This window comes from Streptomyces sp. Go-475, assembly GCF_003330845.1.
Taxonomy (GTDB): Bacteria; Actinomycetota; Actinomycetes; order Streptomycetales; family Streptomycetaceae; genus Streptomyces.
Genome location: NZ_CP026121.1, coordinates 3,022,069 through 3,048,362, shown reverse-complemented (window position 1 = coordinate 3,048,362; position 26,294 = coordinate 3,022,069). Strand labels below are relative to the sequence as shown.

General features: G+C 69.4%; 26 protein-coding genes and 1 pseudogene. 8 read left to right on the top strand and 19 right to left on the bottom strand.

The annotated features are described in order from the left end of the window. Positions 1-38: 38 nt before the first annotated feature. A complete protein-coding gene (locus tag C1703_RS13935) occupies positions 39-947 on the bottom strand; it encodes a LysR family transcriptional regulator (RefSeq protein ID WP_232840480.1) in 909 nt (302 codons plus the stop codon). A gap of 201 nt (positions 948-1,148) precedes the next feature. Here C1703_RS13935 and C1703_RS13930 point away from each other — a divergent pair, with 201 nt between their 5' ends. The 3 genes from C1703_RS13930 to C1703_RS13920 all read left to right on the top strand — a co-directional run bounded on the left by C1703_RS13930 (position 1,149) and on the right by C1703_RS13920 (position 4,354). After that, positions 1,149-2,369, top strand: a complete 1,221-nt coding sequence (locus C1703_RS13930) for an NAD(P)/FAD-dependent oxidoreductase (protein ID WP_114252783.1) — start codon at positions 1,149-1,151, stop codon at positions 2,367-2,369. A gap of 39 nt (positions 2,370-2,408) precedes the next feature. Beyond that, the gene (locus tag C1703_RS13925; RefSeq protein ID WP_114252781.1) at positions 2,409-3,302 is read left to right on the top strand and encodes an alpha/beta fold hydrolase; all 894 of its coding nucleotides are present in this window, start codon (positions 2,409-2,411) and stop codon (positions 3,300-3,302) included. Positions 3,303-3,394: 92 nt separating this feature from the next. Beyond that, positions 3,395-4,354 carry an NAD(P)H-dependent oxidoreductase gene (locus C1703_RS13920; protein ID WP_114252779.1) on the top strand — a complete coding sequence of 320 codons (960 nt, stop codon included), beginning with the start codon at positions 3,395-3,397 and terminating at the stop codon, positions 4,352-4,354. A gap of 24 nt (positions 4,355-4,378) precedes the next feature. Here the strand turns inward: C1703_RS13920 and C1703_RS39675 are convergent. The 8 genes and pseudogenes from C1703_RS39675 to C1703_RS13880 all read right to left on the bottom strand — a co-directional run. Beyond that, a pseudogene (locus C1703_RS39675) lies at positions 4,379-4,516 on the bottom strand (FAD-dependent monooxygenase); the annotation flags it as partial. A 463-nt stretch (positions 4,517-4,979) separates the two neighbouring features. Then, the gene (locus tag C1703_RS13910; protein ID WP_114252776.1) at positions 4,980-5,402 is read right to left on the bottom strand and encodes a nuclear transport factor 2 family protein; all 423 of its coding nucleotides are present in this window, start codon (positions 5,400-5,402) and stop codon (positions 4,980-4,982) included. 44 nt (positions 5,403-5,446) lie between these two features. Further along, positions 5,447-6,169: a TetR/AcrR family transcriptional regulator gene (locus C1703_RS13905; protein WP_114252775.1), complete on the bottom strand. Its 723-nt coding sequence runs from the start codon at positions 6,167-6,169 to the stop codon at positions 5,447-5,449. A gap of 51 nt (positions 6,170-6,220) precedes the next feature. Next, complete coding sequence (locus C1703_RS13900) at positions 6,221-7,450, bottom strand: FAD-dependent monooxygenase (protein WP_198678164.1); 1,230 nt, start codon at positions 7,448-7,450, stop codon at positions 6,221-6,223. A gap of 340 nt (positions 7,451-7,790) precedes the next feature. Further along, positions 7,791-8,585 carry a hypothetical protein gene (locus C1703_RS13895; protein WP_232840479.1) on the bottom strand — a complete coding sequence of 265 codons (795 nt, stop codon included), beginning with the start codon at positions 8,583-8,585 and terminating at the stop codon, positions 7,791-7,793. Between the two features lie 691 nt (positions 8,586-9,276). Continuing rightward, on the bottom strand, positions 9,277-9,744 hold the full coding sequence (locus C1703_RS13890) for a TnsA-like heteromeric transposase endonuclease subunit (protein ID WP_343236421.1): 468 nt from the start codon (positions 9,742-9,744) through the stop codon (positions 9,277-9,279). A gap of 231 nt (positions 9,745-9,975) precedes the next feature. Continuing rightward, a complete protein-coding gene (locus C1703_RS13885; protein ID WP_114252773.1) occupies positions 9,976-10,890 on the bottom strand; it encodes an amidohydrolase family protein in 915 nt (304 codons plus the stop codon). 546 nt (positions 10,891-11,436) lie between these two features. Beyond that, positions 11,437-12,486 (bottom strand): LacI family DNA-binding transcriptional regulator, encoded by a 1,050-nt coding sequence (locus C1703_RS13880; RefSeq protein ID WP_114252771.1) that lies wholly within the window; start codon positions 12,484-12,486, stop codon positions 11,437-11,439. Positions 12,487-12,800: 314 nt separating this feature from the next. On the opposite strand from C1703_RS13880, the gene C1703_RS13875 reads away from it, so the two are divergent. The 4 genes from C1703_RS13875 (at position 12,801) to C1703_RS13855 (ending at position 17,009) form a co-directional block, all read left to right on the top strand. Further along, positions 12,801-13,952, top strand: a complete 1,152-nt coding sequence (locus C1703_RS13875; RefSeq protein ID WP_114252769.1) for a Gfo/Idh/MocA family oxidoreductase — start codon at positions 12,801-12,803, stop codon at positions 13,950-13,952. Next, a complete protein-coding gene (locus C1703_RS13870) occupies positions 13,949-15,118 on the top strand; it encodes a dihydrodipicolinate synthase family protein (RefSeq protein WP_114252767.1) in 1,170 nt (389 codons plus the stop codon). The genes C1703_RS13875 and C1703_RS13870 overlap by 4 nt, the downstream gene beginning before the upstream one ends. Beyond that, the gene (locus tag C1703_RS13865) at positions 15,115-15,951 is read left to right on the top strand and encodes a sugar phosphate isomerase/epimerase family protein (protein ID WP_114252765.1); all 837 of its coding nucleotides are present in this window, start codon (positions 15,115-15,117) and stop codon (positions 15,949-15,951) included. The genes C1703_RS13870 and C1703_RS13865 overlap by 4 nt, the downstream gene beginning before the upstream one ends. A gap of 101 nt (positions 15,952-16,052) precedes the next feature. Then, on the top strand, positions 16,053-17,009 hold the full coding sequence (locus tag C1703_RS13855; protein WP_114252763.1) for an IS481 family transposase: 957 nt from the start codon (positions 16,053-16,055) through the stop codon (positions 17,007-17,009). A 78-nt stretch (positions 17,010-17,087) separates the two neighbouring features. Here the strand turns inward: C1703_RS13855 and C1703_RS13850 are convergent, their stop codons facing one another. Further along, a complete protein-coding gene (locus tag C1703_RS13850; RefSeq protein WP_114252761.1) occupies positions 17,088-17,978 on the bottom strand; it encodes an NAD(P)-binding domain-containing protein in 891 nt (296 codons plus the stop codon). 50 nt (positions 17,979-18,028) lie between these two features. On the opposite strand from C1703_RS13850, the gene C1703_RS13845 reads away from it, so the two are divergent. Then, positions 18,029-18,445 carry a MerR family transcriptional regulator gene (locus tag C1703_RS13845; protein WP_114252759.1) on the top strand — a complete coding sequence of 139 codons (417 nt, stop codon included), beginning with the start codon at positions 18,029-18,031 and terminating at the stop codon, positions 18,443-18,445. On the opposite strand, the gene C1703_RS13840 is transcribed toward C1703_RS13845, so the two are convergent. From C1703_RS13840 to C1703_RS13800, 9 genes are all read right to left on the bottom strand, one after another. Beyond that, positions 18,421-18,957 (bottom strand): pentapeptide repeat-containing protein, encoded by a 537-nt coding sequence (locus C1703_RS13840; RefSeq protein WP_114252757.1) that lies wholly within the window; start codon positions 18,955-18,957, stop codon positions 18,421-18,423. The genes C1703_RS13845 and C1703_RS13840 overlap by 25 nt on opposite strands. Before the next feature lie 47 nt (positions 18,958-19,004). Further along, positions 19,005-19,553, bottom strand: coding sequence for a hypothetical protein (locus C1703_RS39265; protein WP_198678163.1), 549 nt, complete (start codon positions 19,551-19,553; stop codon positions 19,005-19,007). Positions 19,554-19,928: 375 nt separating this feature from the next. Beyond that, positions 19,929-20,717: a hypothetical protein gene (locus C1703_RS13830; protein ID WP_157993108.1), complete on the bottom strand. Its 789-nt coding sequence runs from the start codon at positions 20,715-20,717 to the stop codon at positions 19,929-19,931. Beyond that, on the bottom strand, positions 20,710-20,997 hold the full coding sequence (locus C1703_RS13825) for a hypothetical protein (RefSeq protein WP_114252753.1): 288 nt from the start codon (positions 20,995-20,997) through the stop codon (positions 20,710-20,712). The genes C1703_RS13830 and C1703_RS13825 overlap by 8 nt, the downstream gene beginning before the upstream one ends. Positions 20,998-21,054: 57 nt before the next feature. Beyond that, positions 21,055-21,534, bottom strand: a complete 480-nt coding sequence (locus C1703_RS13820) for a hypothetical protein (RefSeq protein WP_232840478.1) — start codon at positions 21,532-21,534, stop codon at positions 21,055-21,057. 163 nt (positions 21,535-21,697) lie between these two features. After that, positions 21,698-22,303 (bottom strand): hypothetical protein, encoded by a 606-nt coding sequence (locus C1703_RS13815; RefSeq protein ID WP_232840477.1) that lies wholly within the window; start codon positions 22,301-22,303, stop codon positions 21,698-21,700. A 211-nt stretch (positions 22,304-22,514) separates the two neighbouring features. After that, the gene (locus C1703_RS13810) at positions 22,515-23,321 is read right to left on the bottom strand and encodes a hypothetical protein (protein WP_232840476.1); all 807 of its coding nucleotides are present in this window, start codon (positions 23,319-23,321) and stop codon (positions 22,515-22,517) included. A gap of 19 nt (positions 23,322-23,340) precedes the next feature. Then, positions 23,341-25,902, bottom strand: coding sequence for a hypothetical protein (locus tag C1703_RS39670; protein WP_232840475.1), 2,562 nt, complete (start codon positions 25,900-25,902; stop codon positions 23,341-23,343). Continuing rightward, entirely contained in the window at positions 25,899-26,246 is a 348-nt protein-coding gene (locus C1703_RS13800; RefSeq protein WP_114252504.1) for a DUF6507 family protein, read from the bottom strand. The genes C1703_RS39670 and C1703_RS13800 overlap by 4 nt, the downstream gene beginning before the upstream one ends. Between the last annotated feature and the right edge of the window lie 48 nt (positions 26,247-26,294).

The window sequence follows — 26,294 nt, the reverse complement described above, 5'->3', positions numbered from 1 at the left end:
ATCGGCTGTGCCATCGCAACGGCCTCGGCTCCCTGTCCTCAAACCACAGGGCCGCTCTCGACCGCCTGGCCGGCCTGAGCGGCGATACGGCGCAGCCATATGTGGGCCGGTTCCCGCTCATGGAGGGGATGCCACCACAGGGACTCCACCAAGTGGCCGATCTCGAAGGCGGGTCGGACGACGGTGATCGGTTGTCCGGAGAGGGTGGGGATCGCGGCCCGTTCGGGCATCAGGCCGATCCGGTCGGTCCCCGCGACCAGGTGGGGGATGGCCAGGAAGTTCTCCGTGACGATCTCCGCGTGCGGTTCGATGCCCTCGGCGTGCAGGCGGTTCAGGGGGGAGAAGACCGGCGACGGGTGACGGTAGGGCAGCACCCAAGGGTGTTCCGCCAGTTCCTCCCGCCCGAGGACGGCCGGGGCGCGGTCGGCGGACACCACGCACACCCAACGGTCCTTGTACAGGTCGAAGGTGGGGATGTTCGACAGGATGCCCTGGGGCAGGACGAGGGCGTCCACCGTGCGCAGGTTGTCCAGCGCCTGCTGCACGACCCGTTCGGTGCTGTGCTGGAATCGCAGCCGCACGTTCGGCGCGGCGGTGCGGACCAGGTCGGCCAAGGCCCGCCCGAACGTGGGCAGTTGGCAGTCGGCCATGATCACGGTGAACTCGTGCCGGGCCTGCGTGGGATCGAAGTCGGGGCGCGTCCGGAGGGCCCGGTCCGCCCAGTTCAGGGCCTGCTCGGTGTGTTCCAGCAGCCGTTCCGCCAGGGGGGTCAGCTCGTAGCTGTTGCCCACCCTGACGAGGAGTTCGTCGCCGTAGTGCCGACGCAGCCGGGCCAGGGCCGCGCTCAGCGAGGGCTGGCTCAGACCGAGCCGTTGTGCCGCCCGCGTCACACTGCGCTCCTGGAGGAGCGCGCCCAGCGACGGCAGCAGGTTGAGGTCCAGAGTCACGGCACTCACCTCGAATGATCATCAGCTCTGTCTATGCCGAGCATAAGTGATTTCGGCTTCCCTGATCCCCGGGCGGACGCGAGAGTGGTGACACGGCTCGGCGGGACCTCGTGTCAGACGGACCGCCACCGCCCCAGACGTTCGCATTCTCGGGCCTGCATCGATCGATGCAGGTGTTCCGAGCCCATCAAGGAGGCGACCATGCCGTCGTTCCATGTCCTGATCGCCGGCGGAGGCATGGGAGGGCTCTGTCTGGCGCAGGGTCTTCGCCGCGCGGGCATCAGCTGCACCGTCCACGAGAGCGCGCCGGGCGTCGGGCGGGCCGGCTACCGCCTGCACATGAACGGCGCGGGTGGCCGCGCTCTCCAGCAGTGCCTGCCGGACAACCTCTTCGAGCTGTACATGCAGACCTCGCGCGAGACGCCACGCCGTGAGGTCATGGTCGTGCTCGACCACCAGGCCCGCGAACTCGGCGCCCGCCCCCACATCGGCCCGCCCAACGACCCGCGACGGCCTCACACGGCGGTCAACAGGCGCACCCTGCGCCAGATCATGGGCGTGGGCCTGGAGGACATCGTCCGCTACGACAGCACCGTCACCGGCTTCGAGACGGACGGCGAGAAGGTGCGGGTGCTGCTCGACGACGGCACGAGTGAGACCGGGGACGTACTGGTGGGCGCCGACGGCATCAACTCCGTCGTGCGCAGGCAGTTGCTGCCCGACGTTGCGGTCGTGGACACCGGAATGCGCGGCCTGTACTCCATCGCACCGCTGACCGACGATCTGGCAGCGCGCCTGCCCGAGGCACTGTTCGACGGTTTCGCCATCGCCACAGGGCCGAACGGCGCGATGTTCGCCTACGGCGTGTACCGGCCGCGCAGGCCGGTCGCCGAGGCGGTGGCCGAACTGGCGCCCGGCGCCGCCGTCGATCCCGTCGACCCGTACATCATGGTCAACCTCGGCCTTCCGCCCGGGAGCCCTGTCGCCGCCGGGGCTCCCGACCTGTGGCACAGCTCCCCTGAAACCCTGCACACACTGATGCGCACCGCGGTACGGGGCTGGGATCCCGCCCTGGCCGACCTCGTCGAGCACGTCGACGCGTCGACGATCTTCCCGGTGTCCACGCGTCACCTGCAGCCGGCAGAGCCCTGGCCGGCCGGCCGTGTCACCCTGCTCGGTGACGCGATCCACGCCATGCCTCCCTCGTTCGGCTCCGGCGCCAACACGGCACTGCGCGACGCCGCGGCTCTCGCCCGGGCCCTGGAGCGCGCCGCCCACGGCGACACCCCCGTGGCGGAGGCCGTGGCCGAGTACGAGACCGAGATGCGCGCCGAGGTCTTCCCCATCCTGCGTGCCTCGGCCGACCCGCGGGGCCTCGACGCCGACTTCCTGCCGGACGACCTCCCCGTCAGTCACACCTGATCGCCGCCTCCCGACACGAGCCGCACCACGAGGAGAACCATGCCTGTCGCCGAAGACATCGAGTTCCGCGTGTCGGAACTGACCCTGCGGGGCAAACTGTTCCGCCCGACCGACGGCCCCGAACGCCCGCCCGTCGCCATCCTCCAGAGCGGCCTGGGCGGTCCCGCGGAATCCATGTTCGCCATGGCCCGGGGCTTCACCGACGCCGGTCTGGCCTGCCTGATCTACGACCACCGCAACACCGGCTACAGCGACGGCGAACCCCGTCAGCAGTTCGATCCCTGGCAGCAGTGCCGGGACCTGCGCGACGTCATCACCCATCTGACCCTGCGCGAGGACGTCGACCCCGACCGCATCGCCCTGTGGGGCATCAGCATCGGTGGCGCCAACTCCCTCTTCACGGCCGCCACCGATCGCCGGGTCAAAGCCGTCGTCAGCGTCATCCCCCCGGTCAGCGGCTGGAGCGCACGCACCCTCCAACCGGCCGACACGCTCGCGGAGCTGGAAGCCCTCATCCCCGCCGACCGTCAGGCCCAGCTGCGCGGCGAGCCGGCCGCGAGCATCCGCCTGCACGGCGTCCCGGAACCCGGGGACCCGGTCATGTTCAGCGACCAGGAGGGACTGGAATTCGTCGAGAACATGATCCACCAGCTGCCCAGCTTCCGGAACGAGATCACCATCTCGACTCTCGACCGCATCTACGAGATGGAGGTGCGCGCCTACGCCGAACGCATCACCGCCCCGGTCCTGATGATCCTCGCCTCCAAGGACACCGTCGCCCCCGTCGAGGAGGCCCGCGAGATGTACGAGCGGATCCCCGGCCCGAAGGAGGTCATCGAGTACCCGGGCCAGCACTACGAGATCCTCTCGAACCACTTCCCCGAGATCATCACCCGCAGCGCCGACTGGCTGGCCGCCACCCTGCGCGGTTGACCGCCCCGCCATCCGCTCCCGTCCGGTCCGCCGGAGCCCGCGTGGCCCGGCGGACCGTCCCCGTCCCCCGACCACACAGAGAGGTGTCGTCGATGCGTCTGCTCGGACTTGCCTGCGGGCAGCAGGACGGCAGTGCCGAGGTACTGCTGAAGGCCGCGCTCACCGCGGCCGCGCGCGAGGGGGCAGCCGTCGAGATGGTACGGCTGACCGACCTGTCCCTGGTGACCGCCGCCACCGCGGACGCCGGGGACGACGCGGCCTGGTTCTGCGACCGGCTGCTCGACGCGGACGGCGTGATCGTCAGCTCCCCCACCTACACCCGCAGCGCACCGGGCGCGTTGAAGCTCCTCATCGACCGCGCCTTCGGTCCGCGCACGGACGTGGTCTTCGTCCGTGAGGCCCTCGCCCGCGGCGAACACGGCCGGGCCGAGCAGGAACACGGCCGGGCCGAGCAGAAGGAGACTCGCGGCCTTCTGGGCCTCGACACGGCACCCGACCCGCGGGTCCTCAAGCCGCGCGTGGCCGGCTTCATCGCCGTGGGCGGCTGCCCGTCACCCCACTGGCGCACGCTGACGCTGCCCACTCTGCACGCCCTGGCCTTCCCCCTGCACATGGCCGTCGCCGACCAGATGGAAGTCCCCACCCCCGGTGGCCTGGGCGGCATAGCCACCGACCCGGCGGCCGTGTTGCGCGCCGAGCGGCTGGGCGGCGCGGTTGCCCGGCAGCTCGGCCTGCCCCACGACGAGGTCCGGTTCCTGGGGGAGCCCGGCACCTGTCCGATGTGCCACCTCGACCTGATCGTGCTGCGCGGAGGCCGCGCCGAATGCGGCACCTGTGGGGCCGCGGGCCGTTTCGTCGTCGAGGACGGCGACGTCCGGGTCGACTTCTCCCCCGCCGACACCGCTTCCTCCGTCCACACCCTCACGGAGCTGGAGGAGCACTACCGGGAACTGCTGAGCGCCGCCGCACTGGAGCCGGACCCCCAGGAAATCGACAAGCACGCCGCCGCGTTCCGCGACAGCGTCCCCGTCCTGCGCCCACCGCGGCCGTAGAGGACCGTTCGCGGGCTCTCGGGAACCATGGACCTCGGCGGTGAGCGCCCGGGTCAGGGCGGCGGCGTCCCGCAGCGCGCTGATGGCGCCGGCGCCGAAGCCGGGCGGCATGGCGTGAATGGCGTCGCCGAGCAACGTGACCCCGCTGGTGGTCCAGGGCACCGACGGCTCCAGGCGGCGTACGGCCACCGGGAAGAGAGTCGAGGGATGCTGCTGTCCGCGGCGGCCGAGGCCCACCTGCTGATCGAGAGCCGGCAGAGCACCGGAAAGGTGGTCCTGCTGCCGTGGGCGGGCTGACCCACGACGGGCGACCGGGGCGGAGAGCATCCCCCTGAAGCCGTCCGGGGGCGCCGGGCCCGGCTGTCGGGCGCCACCGGGGCTGTCCCAGCGCCCCTTTCGCCGGTCAGGCAGGTACGCTGCCGAGCCGGCCCCGGGCCGCGGTTGCCACCTCCTCCAGGGTGGGCGTTCAAGGTGCATCATGCACGTGGCGTGGTCGCCGGGGAAGACGGCGTGCGCTGCTGGGCTCTCTGCACAGATCACCGGCGCTGAGCGACGAAAGACCCCCGGCCTTGCCGGCCGGGGGTCTTCAGCGGCGCTTCGTACGAGCCTCGTCGGCCCGGTCAGGTCATGCCCAGCCGGTGGGGTCCACCATGCGGTTGCGCAGGTCCGTGATCTGTCCGTCGGCGTTGACGGTCGCGTGCTCGATGCCGGCCAGGGTCACGAGGCTGCCGTCCGTGCCACGTCCCGCCTGGACCCAGTGGCACTCGATCCTGCCGTCGTCGAGCACCGTGCTGGTCCAGAAGCGCTGGCTGTCCGCCATGAGCGAGGGGAAGTTCCGGTAGAAATCCATGATCGCGGGCAGGCCGGTCACCGGTTCGAGGCCTTGGTCGAGCTGCACGGTGGCGTCCGGCGCGAAGAGCGGTTGGAGCTCCTCCACGGCCGCGGGCTCGTGCGCCGTGCGGTCGAAGATCCTGATGTAGCGGTCGATCACCGTCTCGGTCGGGTTGGTCGATCCGGCCGTCCTGACCGTCTCGGTCGCCTGAGCCATGACAATGCCTCCGTTGATCGCGTGCACCGGAGTCGTTCCGGTGGCTAACTCTCTTTGTTTTCCTGGTTGGCGGTGATCAGCGCGATGACGGCCGCGCGCTTCTCGCGCAGCAGCTGCATGCCTTCTTCGGCGGTCGCGCGGACCTCGGCCGGGTCGGCTTCCTCCGGGCCCAGCAGGGCTGTCACCGCGGTCGAGATGACCGTGTAGGGCTCGCTGACGGTGATGCTCCGAGGCGTCTGCGGGCGGGTGACGTTGCTGAGGAAGCCGGTCATCAGCGCTTGGAGCGCGTAGGCCTGGTCATCGAGGGGCCAGTCGGTACGGACGAGCCGGTACCGGCGCCACACCGGCAGCACGGTGTACATCAGCGCGGCGGGGCCCGCCAGGTCGAGCAGCTCAGTGCTGCGTGGCTGCTGGGTGAGGACGCCCAGCAGGTCGGCGTCGCCGGTCTGCAACGCCTGCACGAACGGGCGGTCGAGGGAGTCGCGGACGAGCTGTGGGCAGAGCCGGTGCGGCCGGCACTGTTCGTGATCGGCACTCAGCGCGTCGATCCCGTCATCGAGGACGGCCAGGAAGTCCCTGGCGAACAGGCCGAACAGGAGGTCATGCTTGGTGCCCCAGTACAGGTACGCCGTGCCCTTGCCGACGTGCGCCTTCTCCGCGATCTCGGCGACGGTCAGGCCCTTGACGCCGCGTTTGAGGACCAGTTCCCTGGCGGCGGCGAGGATCCGGGTGGCCGTCGCGGAGTCGTGTTCAGTCGGTGCAGTCATGGTCGCGTCCTTGCCTGTACAGAGCGGTGACCCCGGGGAGCGGGGCCGGCCTCATGCTAGGGCGAGGTCCGTGTCCTTCAGCCGGCCTGCCTTGTCCCTGGCCTGCAGCTGCCTCAGCAGGTGCGAGGTGCCGGGGAGCCGCATCCCCACGTTCATGGCCTTGCGCAGAGCCAGCTCCTTGTTGTTGGCCGGGACGAAGAACATGCGCTGCTGGATTCCGTTGCGCTGGAACACGTCGAGGTGGGGGCGCAGCGTCTGTTCCCAGGCGGCGAGGGCGTGGCGCACGTCCGAGTGGCGCTCCAGCATGGTCCCGAGCAGGTCCGCGCCGGTGATTCCCATCGAGACGCCCATGCCGGCGTAGAGGCTGACGCACCAGGCCGAGTCACCGACGAGCACGACCCGGCCGCGGTGCCAGCGGTCCATGCGCGTCTGCTCGACCGAGTCGAACAGCAGGTCGTCCGCGGTGTCCAGGGCGTCCAGCACCTCGCCGAGCATCCGGCCGGTGGGTTCGGTGCCGAATGCCGCGCGCACACGCTTGGCCGGCGGCTCGGTGAACTCGGCGTCGACGTCGTCGGTGTGGTAGCTGAGCAGTACCGTCTGAGGACTGCCCGCGAAGGGGAAGAGCCACATCGACCGGTTGGGCTCCATCAGGATCGCCCCGTCGTCCGGATGGATCTCGCTGAGCGGGGCGGGGAGTTGGAAAGCGACCGCCATGTAGTTCAGCCGGTGCAGGTACTTCTCGTGTGGGCCGAACACGAGCGAGCGCACGGTGGAGCGCAGTCCGTCCGCGCCGACCACCAGATCGAACCGTTCGGTGACAGTGCTGTCGTCCGAGGTGTCGGTCAGCGTGACGTCCACGCCCTCGGCGTCCTGTTCGATACGGGTCGGCACGGTCGAGTAACGGATCTCCACATCCTTGGGAAGGGCCGCGAAGGCGGCCTCCTCGACGTCGCCGCGCACCATCATCCAGGGGCTGCCGGGCAGGTCTCCGTATCCCAGAGCCGGCTTCCGGTTCCCCGCACGGTCGACCTCGTACTGACGGCCGCCGGCAGGCAGCCGGTCCTGCAGATTGTCGAGGATGCCCAGGCGTTCAGCGGGAGGCCGGCCGCCGCCGAAGAGGGCGATGAAGTATCCACCCGTGCGTCGTGCCGGAGCCCTCTCGACGATGACCGGCGTCCAGCCGATCTGCCGTAGTCGCAGGGCGGTTGCGATCCCGCTGATCCCCAGACCCACTACCAGTGCCCGGCGGTCCTTGCTGTCTTTGCTGTCCTTGATCTCCATGCCTCCACGTTAGACGAACTGACCAGATTCGTCATCTGGTCAGTCAGAGATCTGGGTCACTCTCGTGCGCGGGTGTCGGGCGGGGCGGTTGCGAGTGCGGGTGCCTTGGGAGCAGCGAGGAGCTCCCGGGGCTGACGTGTGCCGCCTGCCGCGTGGCCGGGCTTCGGCGGGCGTCATGCAGGGGCGGGCTGCCGGTGAGTCGCGGTGACTCGCCATCGGTCGACCGCAGTCGACATGCAGAAGCTGACCGTTCGCCTCACGGCTCTGGCCGTGAGGCAGGGGGTACTCCGGTAGCTGCTGACGCAGTGGCGGGGGACCTGAAGGCGCGGTCCGCATTGGCTCAGTGGTGCAGATCCACGGCGAAACTCGAGCGCTGATCGAGCGCGGACGGCGAGCGAACGCCGACCATGTGATGGAGGTGGCCGGTGATGGGGAGCGGCTGGTGACGCACTTGTGCAGGAGGCGATTGAGCTTGACGGGACGACTTGAAGTTCCGCGAGATGAAGACCTTGCCGTGGTCGCAGACCTTGCCGTGGTCGCAGACGATCGCCTCCGGGACGATCACGGGCCGGGCGGCGGCGTGCTCGAGCCGTTCGTCCAGCGTCAGCAGGCGGCGGTGCGGTAGCACTGACCGGGACACCTTCAGCGCGTCGACCCAGCCGGGCCGCATCGGCTCCGGGGTGAGGGTGCGGGCCAGCAGCACGCTGGCGTTGACCGACTTCGTGGTGGGCCGCAGCACCGCCGCGGTCAGCGACCTCGTCGCGACGTCGATCATGGCCGTGAGCTCGACCTTGCCCATCACCCCGTTGTCCAGCAGGACCAGGACGTCGAGTGGGGTGGAGTCGATCTGCATCACGTCGCCCGGCGCGAACACCGGCAGCTCGCCGAACTCGACGCTGGCCCCGTGGGCGCGTGATCTGCGGGTCGTGGCCGAGCTGAAGGTGTGCGTGTTCCGGGTGAGCTTGTCCAGCAGCCGGTAGAGGGTCCGCTCGGACGGCAGCTTGACCGCCCGGCCGGCGGGCGTCTGCCGGAGGATCTCGCCGGTCCGCCAGAGCAGGAACGTTCCTCGCCGGGTCGAGGCGTCGGTCGCCTCGGCGATCGCCTGCCGCATGGCCGCGACCACGGCGTCGTCCACGGACCCGAACTCGCGTTTCTTGCGGAGCGGACGGTGGTCCGCGAGCCCGACGACCCCGCGGCCTGGTGCGGCGCCGGTAGTTGGCGACCGTCTGAGCAGCCACTTTGTGCCCGGCAGCGGTCAGCTCGGCGGCCTTGGCCCGCTGCCGGGCCGTCAGCGAGCGGTCCGGCCCGTACTCGGCCCGTGGCGACGCCCCCGGCTCGGCGCCGGGGTGGCAGCCCGTGCAGGACCTCCAGGATGTGCCCCTCCCGCCACAGGGCCTTCTCCCTCACCGGCTTCGGGAACGTCTCCAGCAGCGACGCTCCCGGCAGCGGCTGCCGCACCGGGACGTCGACGACTGCAAAGTCCTCCCCCTGCAGAAGCACGGCCAGTTCGACGGCGACCGCCCGCCCGTCCGTCTCGGTCAGCGTGACCGTCGTCGTGGTCACCGCGGTCACCGCGCGGACCTGCCCGCCGAAGCGGACCCAGCCCCCGACCTCGATGCCCGCCGGGCGTCGCATCGCGTTCACCGGCCCCGCTCCTTCCACGATGCTGTGGTCGTGCAGCAACTCGCCCCGCAGGTCGGCGGTCAGGATGCCGGCCCACATCAGGTGGAACAGCACCGGCAGCTCCAGCAGCCGGTCGCCCGCCGCCACCGCCCCCTCCATCAGCGGGGCGGGTCCCTCGAAGGCCTCCAGCACCCGTGCCGTGATCAACCACCGCAGACACCGGCGCCGCCGGTAGCGGGCCGGCCACCGCACGTTCGCCATGAAGACCGGCTCAGGTGTCCCGGCCCGGACGAACTCCAGCCCACCGCCCGGCAGGCCAGTTCCATCGCCTCGAAGGACTCGGCGGCCGCGTCATCGACCTGGTCGTCGGCCCGCACGTCCACGACGCGGCCTCGGCCGTCGGCGAGCCGGACGAAGCAGTCCGGCGCGTGCCGACGCCTTCGGGTGCCGTCGTGCCAGTGCAGCCAGAACGGCTGCGAGGCGATGCCCACCCCCTGCGGATCGCGGTCCAGCAGGATCAGGTGGTCCCGCTCCAGCCAGGATTCGTATCCGACGTGGTCTCGGGCCGTCACGCAGTAGTACCAGCCCGCGAAGCTCTCGACGCCCTTGGCCCAGCGGAAGTCCCGGACCGGCTCAACGGCCTCGAAAGGCGTACTCCACCCCTGACCCAGAGGCTGTCGGCGTCGCCGTCCGCGCTCAAGAAAGTCCGGCTCAAAGGTCGATAACGCGGCGTTCCCGTACGCAAGAGCCGGTGCTCCCGCCCTGCCCCCAGCCCCTCCGGTCCAACATCAATGGCAGGAACGTAGTGGTTGTCCAACTTCCCTGGCAATCGGTCCACGTTCAGTGTCAGAGGACAGACGAGTTGACGCCCCCGGAGGCCGGAGTGTCTGCGCACGACCCTGTCACCCGGCCCGGAGGCCGAACAGCTCCGCCGCGTTGTCGTGGCACACGGCCCGCAGCCACTGCTGCCCGAGGCCGAGTCGCTCCAGGGCGTGGAGCTGGTGCAGGTAGCGGTAGGGGATGTTGGGGAAGTCCGAGCCGAGCAGGACGCGGTCGCCGAGCGCGGCGAGCCGGGGCAGGGCGCGGCGCGGGAACGGCATGAGTTTCTCGCCGAAGTCGGTGAACGCCATCGTCGTGTCCAGCCGCACCTCGTCGTACCGCTCGGCGAGGCCGAAGAACTCCTCGTACTCGGGCATGCCCATGTGCGCGACGATCAGCCGCAGCCTCGGGTGCCGCGCCAGCACCCGGGCGATGGGCTCGGGGCCGGTGTGCTTGCCGGGCGCGGGCCCGGAGCCGCAGTGCACCACCACGGGGATCCCGGCCTCGGCCAGCAGCCCCCACACCGGCTGGAGGAGCTCGTCGGCCGGATCGTACGCCCCCACCTGCACATGCGCCTTGAACACGCGCGCGCCCGCTTCGACGGCCTCGCGGACGTAGTCCGCGACCCCCGGCTCGGGGAAGAGGGTGGCGGTGTGCAGGCAGTCGGGGGTGCGGCGGGCGAAGTCGACCGCCCATCCGTTGAGCCACGCGGCCATGCCCGGCTTGTGCGGGTAGAGCATCGAGGTGAAGGCCCGCACGCCGAACTCCCGCAGCAGGGCCGCTCGCTCCGCCTCCGCCGTCCGGTACGTGATCGGCCACTCCAGCCCGCCGACCAGCGGCCCGGCGGTGTCGAAGTAGTCCCACACCTTGCGCAGGACCCGCTCGGGCATGAAGTGCGTGTGGACGTCGACCAGCCCCGGAACCCCGAGCCGCCCCCAGAACCGCCGCACCTCACCGGCCTCCTCGGAGCCGCCGGCCGCCCCAGGCTGATCACTCATACCGCCCACGATCGCCCCTGCGCGGGTGGGAGGGCGATCTCTTGGACAGACCTGACGATGAGGCTTCTGTCACACGACCCGCCCCATGTCCGGGCACGACGGCGAAGCGCGAGGCCGATGGCAACGGCCCCGTCCCGGCCTCGGACGGCCCCCGAAGGCGACGGCCCTCACCCACCGCCGACCCACAGGCGTCGGATCACGACGCCGGCCAACCACATCCCGGCCCGACGCGGCGTCTGAGGTTGACGGCGTTCTCTCGCCGCCCAACCCGTTGGCGTCCGATGGCGACGCCGGTCAACCACATCCCGGCCCGAGGCGGCGTCTGAGGTTGACGGCGTTCTCTCGCCGCCCAACCCGTTGGCGTCCGATGGCGACGCCGATCAGCCACGATCCAGTCCGAAGCGCGCCTGATGACGACGCCGATCAGTCACCATCCAGCCCGTCCGGCGTTTGAGGACGAGGCCGTTCAGGCCAAGCCGGGGTCTGGGGGCGGCAGTCCCCAGCACGGCCCGGGCAGCAACGCCCAGCACCACGAAACCCGCGGCACTACGAAACCCGCGGCACCCCGGAGGACCCCCGCACCATCAATTCCCCCCGCACCGACGCGATCCCCCCGGGCGGCGCCTCCTCCCGCCCCATGGCGATCCGCCCGGCCCGAGCCCCGGCCTCCGCGAGCGGCAACCGCACCGTCGTCAGCGACGGCACCGCGTCGATGCTGAACGGCAGGTCGTCGAAGCCCGCCACCGACACGTCCTCCGGAATCCGCAGTCCGGAGTCCCGCAGCGCCGCGCACGCCCCCAGCGCGACGGAGTCGTTCGCCGCGACGACCGCCGTCAGCGACGGGTCCCGCCGCAGCAGCTCCAGCGTCGCCTCGTACCCGGAGCGGCGGTCGTAGCGCCCGTGCACCGTCCACCGGGGGTCCTCCTCGATCCCGTGCGCGGCCAGCGCGGCCCGGTGCCCCTCCAGCCGGTGCCGCGTCGTCGTCCGCTCCTCCGGCCCCGCGATGTACCCCAGCCGCCGGTGCCCGAGCCCGATGAGGTGCTCGGTCAGCTCCTGCCCGCCCCCGCGGTTGTCGAAGGTCAGCGCGATCGCCCCGGTCTCCGGCGCCGGCGGCCGCCCGCACAGCACGACCCGCGTCCCGGCGTCCGCCAGCTTCCGCACCTTCGCGTCCATCGCCGCCTGGTGCGCCGCGTCCTCGATCGCCCCGCCGGTGAGCACCACGGCCGCCGCCCGCTGCCGCTGCAGCAGCGTGAGGTACGTCAGCTCCCGCTCCGGCGAGCCGCCCGTGTTGCAGACCACCGCGAGTCTCTCCCCGCCCGCGCGGCCGCCCGGCCCGCCGATCTCGGCCTGGATCGCGCTCGCCATGATCCCGAAGAACGGGTCGGCGATGTCGTTCACCAGGATCCCGACCAGGTCGGAGGTGGCGGCGGCGAGGGCGCTCGCGGGCCCGTTGAGCACGTAGTCCAGCTCGTCCACGGCCTTCAGCACCCGCTCCCGGGTGGAGGCGGCCACGGGGTAGTTCCCGTTCAGCACGCGCGACACCGTCGCGGGGGAGACCTGTGCGCGGGCCGCCACATCCGCCAGGGTCACCGTCATCTCGTCGTCCTCCGGTCGCGCATCTCGTCGTCCGCCCTCCTACACACCCATACCTATGACCATGGTTCCGCTGGTTCCGACGGACCTATGGCCATGGTTTGAGCAGACCTTAAGCCCCCGAGCCCCTGTTGTTCGCCCCCTCGAACAACTCGTCCTGGTCACGGTCTTGTCCGGACCGCGGTTCAGAGGCTAGCTTCTCCGTATATAGAAAGCGCTTGCTGTAACGCTCACCAGTCCACAGGGCGGCTCACCGGCCCGCCCCCGGTGACGGGTGGGGCGTACGCGGCGCGACGACCGCGTACGAAGGGAACGACGTGACACGCAAGACGGTGCGTATCGCCATGAACGGCGTCACCGGGCGCATGGGCTACCGCCAGCACCTGGTCCGCTCCATCCTGGCCCTGCGCGAGCAGGGCGGCCTCGACCTCGGCGACGGCACCGTGCTGTGGCCCGAGCCGATCCTGGTCGGCCGCCGCGAGCACGCGCTCCGGGCGCTGGCGGAGCAGCACGGGCTGGAGCACGTCTCGACCGACCTGGACGCGGTCCTCGCCGACGAGACGGTGGACATCTACTTCGACGCGCAGGTCACCTCCGCCCGTGAGGAGGCGCTGAAGAAGGCCATCGCCGCCGGCAAGCACATCTACACCGAGAAGCCGACCGCCACCGGCCTGGAGGGCGCCCTCGACCTCGCCCGCCTGGCCGACGAGGCCGGCATCAAGCACGGCGTCGTCCAGGACAAGCTCTTCCTCCCCGGCCTGCTGAAGCTGAAGCGCCTCATCGACGGCGGCTTCTTCGGCCGGATCCTGTCGGTGCGCGGCGAGTTCGGCTACTGGGTCTTCGAGGGCGACTGGCAGGCCGCCCAGCGCCCGTCCTGGAACTACCGGGCCGAGGACGGCGGCGGCATCGTCGTCGACATGTTCCCGCACTGGGAGTACGTGCTGCACGAGCTGTTCGGCCGCGTGAAGTCCGTCCAGGCCATCGCCACCACCCACATCCCGGAGCGCTGGGACGAGAACGGCAAGCCCTACGACGCGACGGCCGACGACGCCGCGTACGGCATCTTCGAGCTCGACGGCGGCGCCATCGCACAGATCAACTCCTCCTGGGCGGTCCGCGTCAACCGCGACGAGCTGGTGGAGTTCCAGGTCGACGGCACCGAGGGCTCCGCGGTCGCGGGCCTGAGGAACTGCCGGGTCCAGCACAGGTCGGCGACCCCGAAGCCGGTCTGGAACCCGGACATCCCCGTCACGGAGGTCTTCCGCGACCAGTGGCAGGAGGTCCCCGACAACCAGGACTTCGACAACGGCTTCAAGGCCCAGTGGGAGCTGTTCCTCAAGCACGTCTACGCCGACGCGCCCTACCACTGGGACCTGCTGGCCGGTGCCCGCGGTGTCCAGCTCGCCGAGCTGGGCCTGAAGTCCTCGGCCGAGGGCCGCCGCCTCGACGTTCCGGAGATCTCGCTGTGACCATCCGACTCCCGGACAGCGGCGGGACGCTGCGGACGTACGAGCCCCGCACCGAGCCCCTCGCCGTGACCCCCGGCACCCCCTTCACCTCCCGCACGGTCTTCTCGGCGGCGCACGTCGTCGCCGACCCGTACGCGGACGTGTCCCCCGACTCGCCCGCCGCCGTCGACTGGGACGCCACCCTCGCCTTCCGCCGCCACCTGTGGTCGCACGGGCTGGGCGTCGCCGAGGCCATGGACACCGCCCAGCGCGGCATGGGCCTGGACTGGGCGGGCGCGGCGGAACTGATCCGCCGCTCGGCGGCCGAGGCGAAGTCGGTCGGCGGCCTGATCGCCTGCGGCGTGGGCACCGACCAGCTGCCCGCGACCGAGATCGGCCACCCGTACAGCCTGGCGGAGATCCGGGCCGCGTACGAGGAACAGCTCGCCCTCGTGGAGGAGTCGGGCGCGCAGGCGATCCTGATGGCCTCGCGGGCGCTGGCCGCGGTCGCCAAGGGGCCGGAGGACTACCTGGAGGTCTACGGGCACCTGCTCCGCCAGGCGTCCGAGCCGGTGATCCTGCACTGGCTGGGCCCGATGTTCGACCCGGCGCTGGAGGGCTACTGGGGTGCCACGGACCTGGACGCCGCCACCCGCACCTTCCTGGACGTCATCGCCGCGCACCCCGACAAGGTCGACGGCATCAAGGTCTCGCTGCTGGACGCCCAGCGGGAGATCGACATCCGCCGCCGGCTGCCGCAGGGCGTGCGCTGCTACACCGGCGACGACTTCAACTACCCGGAGCTGATCGCCGGCGACGACCAGGGCTTCAGCCACGCCCTGCTCGGCATCTTCGACCCGCTGGGCCCGCTGGCGGCCGAGGCGGTCCGGGTCCTGGACACGGGCGACGTCAGGGGCTTCCGCGGACTGCTGGACCCCACGGTCGAGCTGTCCCGCCACCTCTTCCAGACCCCCACCCGCTTCTACAAGACGGGCGTGGTCTTCCTCGCCTGGCTCGCGGGCCACCAGTCCCACTTCACGATGGTCGGCGGCCTGCAGTCGGCCCGCTCCCTCCCGCACTTCGCTAAGGCCTACGAACTCGCCGACGGCCTCGGCCTGTTCCCCGACCCCAAGCTGGCGGAGGAGCGCATGAAGACCCTGCTGAGCGTGTACGGGGTGAACCAGTGAGCACGACCGGGCTGGACCGCTTCTCCATCAACCAGATGACGGTGAAGCAGCTGTCGATGCCGGAACTGGTCGACGGCTGCGGCCGGCTGGGCATCCGCAACGTCGGCCTGTGGCGCGAGCCGGTGCAGTCGTACGGCCTTCACGCCACGGCGAAGCTGGTCCGGGACGCGGGGCTGACGGTGACGACGCTGTGCCGGGGCGGCTTCTTCACGGCGATCGACCCGGGGGAGCGGGCCGAGGCCCTGGCCGACAACCGCCGCGCGATCGACGAGGCGGCCACGCTCGGCACGGACACCCTGGTCCTGGTCTCGGGCGGCCTCCCGGCGGGCTCCAAGGACCTGCACGGGGCGCGGGAACGCATCGCGGACGCCCTGGCGGAGCTGGGCCCGTACGCGGAGCGGCACGGCGTCCGCCTCGCGATCGAGCCGCTGCACCCCATGTACGCCGCGGACCGCTGCGTGGTGTCGACGCTGGCCCAGGCCCTCGACCTGGCGGAGCGCTTCCCGGCGCACCAGGTCGGCGTCACGGTCGACACGTACCACATCTGGTGGGACGACACGGCTCCCGCGCAGATCGCCCGGGCGGGCGAGGGCGGCCGCATCCACACCTTCCAGCTCGCCGACTGGACGACCCCCCTCCCGGAGGGCGTGCTGACCGGCCGCGGCCAGATCGGCGACGGCGCGATCGACATGCGCGAGTGGCAGGCCCACGTGGAGGCCGCCGGCTACACCGGCGCGATCGAAGTCGAGCTGTTCAACGACGGGTTGTGGGCCCGGGACGGCCAGGAGGTCCTGGCGGAGACGGCGGCGCGGTTCGTCGAGCACACCCGCTAGCTGTATTGATCACGAGCGTTGTTAACGCCGACCGGGCTTGATCATGGTGAAGACCTCCGGTGTGGTGGAGCTGTCTAGGACTGCACCGCACGGAGGTCTTCGTGTCCCACCGTAATGCCCGGCTGACCGTTCACGGCAGGCGGCTGCTCGTCGAACGGGTCCGCGCCGGCCGCCCGGTCGCCCATGTCGCTGCGGAAATGGGCATTTCGCGCGTCACGGCCCACAAATGGATCCGCCGCTGGCGGGCGGAAGGCGAACCGGGGCTGCACGACCGCCCCAGCCGTCCGAAGACCACACCCCACCGCACGGCGCCAGCGGTGGAGGCCCGGGTCTGCCGCCTGCGCCAGGACCGCAAACTCGGCCCCGCCCGCCTCGGCCCGATCCTCGGCCTGCCCGCCTCGACTGTGCACCGCGTCCTGGCTCGGCACGGCCTGAACCGGCTGGCGCTCATGGACCGCCCCACCGGACAGGTCATCCGCCGCTACGAACGCGCCCGCCCCGGCGAGCTGGTCCACATCGACGTCAAGAAACTCGGCCGGATCCCGGACGGCGGCGGCCACAGGATGCTCGGCCGCCAGGCCGGCCGGGCCACCCGCGGAGGCATGGGCTTCGACTACATCCACTCCGCCGTCGACGACCACACCCGCCTCGCCTACAGCGAGATCCACCACGACGAGAAGGTCGCCACCTGCGCAGGCTTCCTCATCCGCGCGGCCGCGTTCTTCCACGCGCACGGCATCACCCGCATCGAGCGCGTGCTCACCGACAACGCCTGGGCCTACCGCAAAGGCCTGGCCTGGAAACAAGCCCTCGCCGAGATCGGCGCCACCGGCAAACTCACCCGCATCTACCGGCCCCAGACCAACGGCAAGGTCGAACGCTTCAACCGCACCCTGCTCGACGAATGGGCCTACCTGCGGCCCTACACCAGCAACACCGAACGCACCGCCGCCCTGACAGACTTCCTGCACACCTACAACCACCACCGCTGCCACACCGCACTCGGCGGCCAGCCACCGATCACCCGCGTCAACAACCCTGCGGGTCAATACAGCTAGCCACGGCCCGGCACCAGGCGCGCTGCCCTGCCCCCTGGCTGTCCGGGGGCGGGGCAGCGGCCGGTGATCCGAACCAGGTCAGCTGCCGCCAGGCTTGCCGAACTCCTCGATGAGCACGGGATACTGCTCCTTGCCGTGCCCGGCGGCGATCGCACGGTCGGCCATCGCCTTGATCAGCTTGGGCAGTTCGGCGTTGACACCCACCGCCTCGCTCTCCTCGACCAGGTGGGCCATGGCACGCGCGTCGGTCTCCAGGGCCGACACCTCGGCCGGGAACGAGCCGCTGTCGATCTGCTCGGCGTACCCCGGGAGCCACTCGGCCACGCCGGCGGCGATCTGCCGGGCGAACGGCGCGAACGTCCCGGCGTCGACACCGGCCGTCCTGAGCAGCGCCGTGCCCTGGAGCCATGCGTTGAGCACGCTCCACATCATGGCCAGACCGGCGACGTCGTACAGGGACGCGAGCCCGTGGTCCGCGCCGAGGTGGGTGACGGTGCCGAGCGCGCCGAGCACGGACTCGTACTCGTCGAAGTCCGCCCGGGCGCCGCTGTGCAGGATCATCGCCTCGGCGGTCCCGATCGCCGGCGGCACGGCCATGATGGCGCCGTCCAGGTAACGGGCGCCGCGCTGCTCCGCCCAGCGGGCGGTCTCCCGGGCCTGGGCCGAGTCGCCCGAGGTCAGGTTGACCAGCATCGCGCCGTCCAGGTCGACCCCGTCCGCGCCGAGCAGTTCGCGCACGGCCTGGTAGTCGGTGAGGCAGACGACCGTCAGAGCACCCGCCTGGATCGCGTCGCCGACCGAGGGGGCGAGCCGCGCGCCCTCGGCCACCAGCCGCTCGGCCTTGGACGCCGTACGGTTCCACACGGTCGTCGGGTGCCCGGCCCGCAGGAACGCCCCGGCGAGCGCCTGCCCCATCAGCCCAAGTCCGACGACGGATACGCGAGTTGGAGATGTGCTGTCCTTGTCCATGACAGCATCGTCAACGTTGAGACCGGTGTGAAGGTCAAGGGGGGTTTCCGATGCGGATCGGGGAACTGAGCCGACGGACGGGCGTCAACGCCCACCAACTGCGCTACTACGAGGCCCAGGGGCTGCTGGAGGCGGACCGCGGCGCGAACGGCTACCGCGAGTACGACGACAGCGCCGTGCTGCGGGTGAAGCAGATCCGGCACCTGCTGGGCGCGGGCCTGTCCTCCGAGGACATCGCGTACGTACTGCCCTGCGCGGTCGGGGAGGCCCCGGCCCTGCCCGGCTGCCCGGAACTACTGACCGCGATGCGCTCCCGCCTGCGCCGGCTGGACGACCAGATGCAACGGCTCGCCCAGTCCCGCGACGCCCTCACCGCATACATCGAGGCGGCGGAGCGCGTGGGCGAGCACTACCCACCCTTCGACGGCACGGCAGCGCGAGGTCAACGACTCCCGGTCACGACCTGAACGCACCCGCCGCGCTCACGCAACCACTCCTGAAGCTCCGGACCGGACAGTTCTCGCGATCCCCCCTCCTCCGCGAGAACCACGGGTCCGAGAACAGACCCCGAGGCACCGCTCAGTCGCGTACGCCGATCAATGATCACCTTGAACGAATTCTGATCGAACACGGAATCCCGCAGATCGGCGCATCGAAAATCGACCTCCAGCAGCGAGGCCCCCATGAACCGGGTGCCTCGACAACTGGCACCAAAGGCATCGACACCGAACAACGACGCCTTCACCAGGTCGGCACGGTCGAGCGTCGCGTGCCGCAGGATCGCGTCGTCGAGGTTCACGCGCACGAGGGAGGCACCCGTCAGATCGGCCCCACTGAGGTCGGCCCCCTGAGCATCCGAGCGATACAACTCCGCACCCGCCAGATTGACGTTCCGCAGATCGGCGCCCGTGAACCACGACTCCGACCAATCACCGCCGGAGAGATCCGCCCCACTGAGATCACGGCCTACGGCATCCATTCCGCCCTCGCATGACACTGGTCCCGCGCCGAAGGGTAGTCCCGCTGTCAGCCCCGCGATCGGTCGCGCAGGACAGCAAGAGCGACGGTGCGCGGTTCGCACGCCGGAGCCACCCTGCCTGCGCTCGTATCAGCCGTCGCCGACACCACGGCCAGAGCCGCCGACGGAGACAACCCCCGGTCGTGCGCGGACCGCAGGCGCTCCAGCCAGGCCAACCCGGCATGGTACGAAGCATTGTCGCCGACGTCCAGGGGCTCGAAGCTCGCCGCGTTCTCTGCGTCTGAGGCCCACAGGTAGCCGAGCGTTTCGGTGGGCTTGGCGAAGTACGTCGAGTCGTCTGGATCCGTCTCTGACCCGAGAACCTCGGACAGGTCGCGCAGCACCGCCGCCAAGCGAGGGCCGTTTGCCGTGTAGACCTCTTGCCGGTGCCGCCCCTTGAGGTCGTACGGCAGCCATACGTCGGTGTGCGTCACCAAGTCGACAGTGACGAAGTCGGCGAAGGAAGAGGCCCCCAGCCGAAACAGGTTCTCCTGTCGGACCAACTCTCCTCCGGCGCCCGTCACGATGTCGCCGGAGCACTGGACGTACGCGTCCACGGAACCGACCTCGCCGGCGCGGAGATCCGCCCTCATCTGATCAACCAGCTGTATTGCAGCTTCCGCAGTGTCCCCCTCTCCCGCCCCACGAGCCGTTGCGGTCAGTCAAAGGAAGCTCTTCGCCTTACGGGCCTGAGAAAGCGAGACATGGACAACGGGCGCATCCATCGCGAGCCTGTGAGTGGCCAGTACGCGATAAGCGGCCATCAAGTCCCGAAGACAGCGGACCAAGGCGTCAGCCGTTTCGTCGTCACGCCCCCAGGTCCAGTGGGCCACGGGGGTAGAAGTATGCACAACCCTCCTCGACGGGCATGTCGGCGTCGTACGCAATGCGTCGGCGGTCGCGTTGAACCTGAGTTGCAATGGCCAAGCCCTTCACCGGAACTCCGGGAAATCCTCGCGCAGTTCTTCCAACCCACGCTCACCGGGCTTGGCCGCCACAAGACCGCGCGCCGCGTTCAGAGCCCAGTCTGCGTCAATACGACGAGCCGCAGTAATCGTCAAGGCCAGCTGAAGGCCAAGATCGTATGAGATGCGCTCTTGCTTCAACCTCGTAGTGCCGCGTGCCACCGCTTCTTTGATCACCGGAAGTGAGGCCACGAGGAGATCCTCACGCAGCAGGGAGTTGGTGTGCCGGTCGAATTGAACGGAGTCGACCACTCCGAGCAACGCCTCTGCGGCCCTTACCCGCTCGGCACCCGTGCCGCGTTCGTCCACCATGTCGATGCTGTCTCCCACAGCGTCCGCGAGCACTCCGAAAGTGTCGTCCTCGCCATGCATTCTGTCGTACGAGGCGCCCCGCCAAGCGACTGCTCCGGGCGAATGAGCGGCAGCGACCACCTCTTCGTACCCGATCGCGTCACCCCAGCGTGTCAGCGCGACACACGCCAGAAAACGCCCTGCCGGGTCCTCATCCGAGTCTCGCAGGACTTGCCTGAGGGCCTCGGAGCGGTCCCTGTAACCGCCGTCGAGTCCATCGCTGATGACTTCATCGGGATCCGACGGCATTCCGTCAAAGTCCACAAAGAGCAGCTGGGCGACTCGGGGGCTCGGTTCCCACGAAGCCTGACTCTCGGACATGCTGTCCGACGGCTTCACGGTGTCCTGGTCGTCGGGTGTGGCCTGTCGACGCACTCCTTCGGGACTACTCCGCTGATCAACCATTCTCCGAGTATTGAGCAACGCCATGACCCGGCGGTACACCTTGCCGGCTCTTGCCCGCCACCTTGTTGATCTCGTCGTTGATGCTCCGCTGGATCTGTTCAAGGCGCCAGATCTCGACACCGTTGAATTTGCCAGCCGCGATGTAAGCCTGCGACGGGAAGGGCGCACAGAAGCCGGAGTACGAGGTGACCCGGGCGGTCGCCAAACGGTCCATAACGGTATTCTGCTTGACACCGATGAACAGCAGCTCTTCATCCTGTTTCAGGTACCCCTGTTCCACAGGATGACGGGGACACGACCGGTTCCACCCAGCCGCTGGGTCACCCTGCCAGTCATCTCACAATCGAGGGCGGATTTCCTTGGCGATTTCCATGAGACTCGACAAGCCCTCAGCCGGCATGGTGTAGCCAAAGGACCTGATTCGCTCCAAAAACTCGTTCGGCAGACAGACGTGATGGTTCCTCACATAGAACCAGAGATCTCCTCGCCACACCCATTCTCCATCCGAGTAGATGGAGTCGCCCCCCATGATTGTCTCGCCGGAACCCAGAACGTCCTCGGAGGAACCCATGACACTGAAAAGGTCATGTCCGGCCAGCAAATACTGGACAATCTCTCGCTCATCCACGTATGCGGCATCCGCAACAAATTCCCGCACCCTCCCTCTGGGCATCCCAAAAGAAGGCGCCCATAGCTCTTGAAAGTGATCCGCAATCTTCATGAGAAGCCTTTTCTGCAGCGGATCCGGTCCCGCCTTGACCGGGACACCCAGCTCGTTCACGACGGCCTGGGCCGCCGCTTCGGATCCCGGGCGCAACGCAATGACGGTCTCGTAACCCGCCGGCTCGGCCTACGTCAACGAGCCCAGGCACCCGCTCCTGATGGTGCGGGCATCGAGAGCGTCGTAGATGACCTCCTCCACGTCATCGACCGGCCGACCATCGAAGTCCGTGTCGGACAACCGGTCGAACCGGCCCAATTCAGGCTCCCTCCTGCGATCGGTCGCGTAGTACAGCAAGGGCGGCGGTCCGTGGTTCGCGCGTCGGGTCCACTCGGCCTGCGCTCGTGTCAGACGTCGCCGACAGCTCAGCCAGGGCCGCCGATGGTGACAACCCGCGGTCGTGCGCGGACCGCAGGCGTTCCAGCCAGGCCAACCCGGCATGGTAGGAAGCATTGTCGCCGACGTCCAGGGGCTCGAAGCTCGCCGCGTTTTCTGCGTCCGAGGCCCACAGGTAGCCGAGCAGCTCACCTTGCGATCCGTGGACCGGCACGTACCGGACTTCACCTTCAGCAGTCCGCCGGTAGCCGATACGTCCGAAGCCGGGAGCGTGCATGAAGATGTCGTACCGTGCGGGGACTTCGAAGCTGGACCACACGTCCGACGCAGAGCCATCGGCGTTGAAGTAGTTCTCGGCGTGCCGCCCCTTGAGGTCGTACGGCAGCCATACGTCCGTGTGCGTCACCAAGTCGACAGTGACGAAGTCGGCGAAGGAAGAGGCCCCCAGCCGAAACAGAGCCTCCTGTCGGAACATCTCCTCTCCAACGCCCGTCACGATGTCACCGGAGCACTCGGCATACGCGTCCAAGCTCTCCCTTGAAAAGAAGACTGTTCGACTTTACGGGCCTCAGAAACCGAGACATAAACAACGGGCGCATCCATCGCAAGCTTGTGAGTGGCCAGTACGCGATAAGCAGTCAGCAAGTCCCGAAGACAGCGGGCCAGGGCATCAGCCCTCTCGTCGTCGCGGCCCCACGTCCCACAGGCCGACTGGGCAGTGCCGCATTGCCGCTCCATGGTCAGCCGTTATTCGGCGTCTGGGTCTTCTTGTCGTCATCGGACATCAGCGCCTGACGCACCTGATCACGTACATTGTCGTCCCCAACACTGGACAGGTACTCCGCGAACGCACGGGCATCGGACGTTCCAGAACGCCGCACAATGGCCACGGCGTGGATGAGGGCACGAGGGCTGGTGTCCTGGCTCAGGACGTTCTGAGCCAGGCGTTGAGCCATGGGCCCGTCGACGGTAGCCACCGCCGCAGCGAGATCGACGAGCTGGGTGGTCAGGTCGAAGCTCTGGGGGCGGCGCTCAGCCAGCTGGGTAACACCTCGGCCGACAGCCTCCCGAATGTCGTCGAGGAGAGTTCCGACCGTCTCTCTGTCCAGCAGATCCGCCAGTTTCTCGTCAAAATACTCACGGTCCGCGATACCCACCAACGCCCGAAAGGCCTCGGTCCTCAGCTCCCAGGTTCCCTTCTCCCGCGCAAGATCGTCGCTGTCACCCACGGCCAGCGACAACTGCGCGAAAGTGTTGTCGACGGAGAACTTGCGGTCGATGAGGATGTCGTACCACGGCGCTCGCTTCGGATCGCGTGCACACGCAATGACGGTCTCGTAACCCGCCGGCTCCGCCCACGTCGTCAGTGCGACGCAAGCCAGAAACCGCTCCCGTTCAGGGGCTTCCCGATCGTTCATCAACTCGACCAGTCCGGGCACCCGCTCTCGGTGGCGCGGGTCCTCGAGGGCGTCGTAGATGACGTCCTCCACATCATCGACCGGCCGACCGTCGAGGTCCGTGCCGAGCAACCTGTCGAACCGGCTCACGTCAGGCTCCCTAACCATGTCAGCCACCAAACGGCCCCTCGATGTACTCACGCGGCACGACGCCCTTGATCAGCCATTCCTGGTCGCGCCGAGTGTTCATCATGTCGATCATACGTTGGGCGACGCGCTTGGCCTTGCTCTTACTCAGGCCCATGGACTGTGCGCGCTCGATGGCCTCAGCCTTGGATGTGCCAGGCGGAACGGTCAGGTCGACATGCCTTCCCGCGATCTCGTCCGCGTTCTGCTGAATGCTGCCCTGCACCCGCTCCGGTGAATAGACCTCCACTCCGTCAACTCGGCCGTTCGCGATGTCACGCTCCAGCCGCTCCAAGTCCACACGAATCCTGGCCGAACCGAATGCCTTCGCATTGGCACCCTCAGCGCTCAGCGATGTGAAGGGACTGTCAGACTTCGCGGGGTCACGTCCCACGACGTGATCGACAATGCTCGCCGTTCCGTCAGGGTTGGCGGGGACGAGATCGCCATTCGCGTTGAGGTGCGACTTCCGTTGCCCCTTGCTGTTGTGTTCCGCATGGAAGTGGTCGTCCTGGCGAATCAGGCCAGGTTTCTTGGCGCCCGTGCCGGAATTGCTCTCATGGGGCGGCGGAGCACCACCGTCATGTGCGTCATCGCCGCCGTCCGCGCCGCGGGCAGCGTCGTCCATGCCCCCGGAGTGTGGGTGCCCGCCGCCAGCCGATGGCGGCTCATGGTGGCCGTCACCGGTGCCCGGCCCGTCGCTGTGGGTACCGCTCGTGCTCGGACCGTCGGTGTGGCCCGCGGTGGAGGGCGTGTCCGGCTGGCCGGCGCCTGTGGCGGGAGTGCCGTCGCGGCCGCTGTGGAGCGGGTTGTCCAACTCGTTCGTGGGCATGTGGTCGCCCGCGTGACCGCCGGGCGAGTGGCCTGCGGTGCCGCCTGGCATGTGGTCGCCTGCCGCGTTGCCGGGGAAGTTACTGCCCCCGGCGTGGACGGCCGGAGTGGCCCCGTCGTTGCCGACTCGGCCGGCATCCCCCAGGCCCTCGTCGAGGCTGTTGCCCACGCGGATGTGCTGGCCGGCGTCTTGGGCGGTGTGCGCTCCCGCGGTGACCAGGGCCGGCTGCTGGGCGGGGGAGTCCACGCGGGGCGTGTCCGCACCGGAAGCAGGCGAGCCCGTGTCCGGCATGTGGGGCTGGTCGACGACGTCGCCGGGGCCGTCGGCGGATTTCTGCAGGACGTTGCCGTGCTCGTCGAGGATGTTGCCGTCCGGGTCGTAGTAGCGGGCCGGGGCGCCGTCCTCGGTGGGGAGTTTCGTGGTGCCTTCGGGCAGGACCGGGGCGTCGTCGGGCAGTCGGACGTTGCCGTCGGGCAGTTTCGTCGCGCCGTCCGGCAGGGCCGCGCCCTCGGGCAGTTGCACCGTGCCGTCGGGAAGCTTGACCGTGCCCTCGGGCAGCGTGACGGCGTTCTCGGGCAGGGCGGGGATGTCGATGTTGCCGACGCCCTTGAGGCCCTTGGTGATGTCGCCGATCTTCGACAGGCCTGCGCCCGCGCCCTTGGTGATGTAGGTCATCGGGTCGATGACCCGGCCGGCCTTGCCCGCCACCGACAACGCCTTGGCCACCGCGCCCGCCTTGCCCGCGCCCGAGGCGGCGGCGCCCGCGCCGCCGGTGAAGACCGTGGTCAGGACGTTGAAGGTGACCGCTCCGGCGGCGCGGGCGGGGTTCTTGCCCCACTGGTCCCAGGCCACCAGCGCCTTGCCGGTCTCCTTCATCGCCGTGCGCGAGTCACGCAGCCAGGAGGGCATGTCCTTGTCCGACGCCGTCCAGAACCACGCCTGCGCCCCGGGGATCGCCGTGATGGCCAGGCCGGTCGCGAGCTGGGCCAGGCCCTTCCACGCCTGGCCCATCGCCTCCCAGCCACCGAAGCCGACCAGGGTGCCCAGGCCCTTGATCGTGCCCCAGATACCGTCGACGATCAGCCCGTCCCACACGAACGACTTCACCCAGTGGCCGACCTCGTACCACTTGTGCTTCTCCTCCACCGGGTCACCCCAGGGGAGCTTGGCGTTCTTCATGTCCTCGGCGTTGAAGCCGTACTGGTTCTTCTTGTCCGAACCGTCCCCGGCCACCATCTGCGTCCCGCCCCACAACGCGGTGATCTTGTTGTGGCAGGTCCGCTCCGCCGCCCAGAACGCCGCGACCGTCGCGGTGATGTCATCGCGCAGCTTGTTGTGCTCGTCGACCTTGTCCTCGTCGTACTCCCACTCGTCATCGTCCTTGACCGACGAGACAAAAGCCGCCGCGTCCGCCTTCAACTGCTTCAGCTTCGCCACCAGCGGACGGATTTCGGTGGCATACGACGACAGCGCGCCCGAGACCTTCTCCAGGTCGTCGGCGAAGGCGTCCGCCTTCTCCTTCACCGGCTTCGTCGTCGCGAACAACTGCTCCGCCTCCGGAGCGTGGTAGAACGCCGACAAGCCCTGGAAACGGGAGTGGATGTCACCGCCCGCCTCCCGGACGTGACCCGCGTCCTTCTTCAGGTCCGCGTAGTCCGTCTCCAGCTGCTCCAGATTCCCGGTGAACTGGGGGATCTTCTCCGGCTGGATCACCGCTTACCGACTCCCGGCAGATCCACCACAGGCGCCTGCAGCGTCTTGCGCTGCGCCTCGGCCGCCATCTCCTCGTCCCCGTTCAGATACGCCGTGGTGGCATCCACCGCGCCCTGCAACGACTTGCCCGCCCGCGCCGCGACGAACTTCAGATCCTTCGTCGCGTGCTCCGCGAACTGCGACAACGCCAAAGCGACCAGGCCGCCCTGCGCCTTCTCGCCGCCCTCACCGCCACCCTCGGCCGAGACGGTGCCCGCGCTGGACGCCGCCGACGTCAGATGCTCACCGAACGCCTTCGCGTACTTCTCCAGCTTCGACGCCGCATCACCCGTCGTCTTCAGCACATGCGAAATACCCTGCGGCTTCAAATCCCAGCCGGGCACCGAAAACCC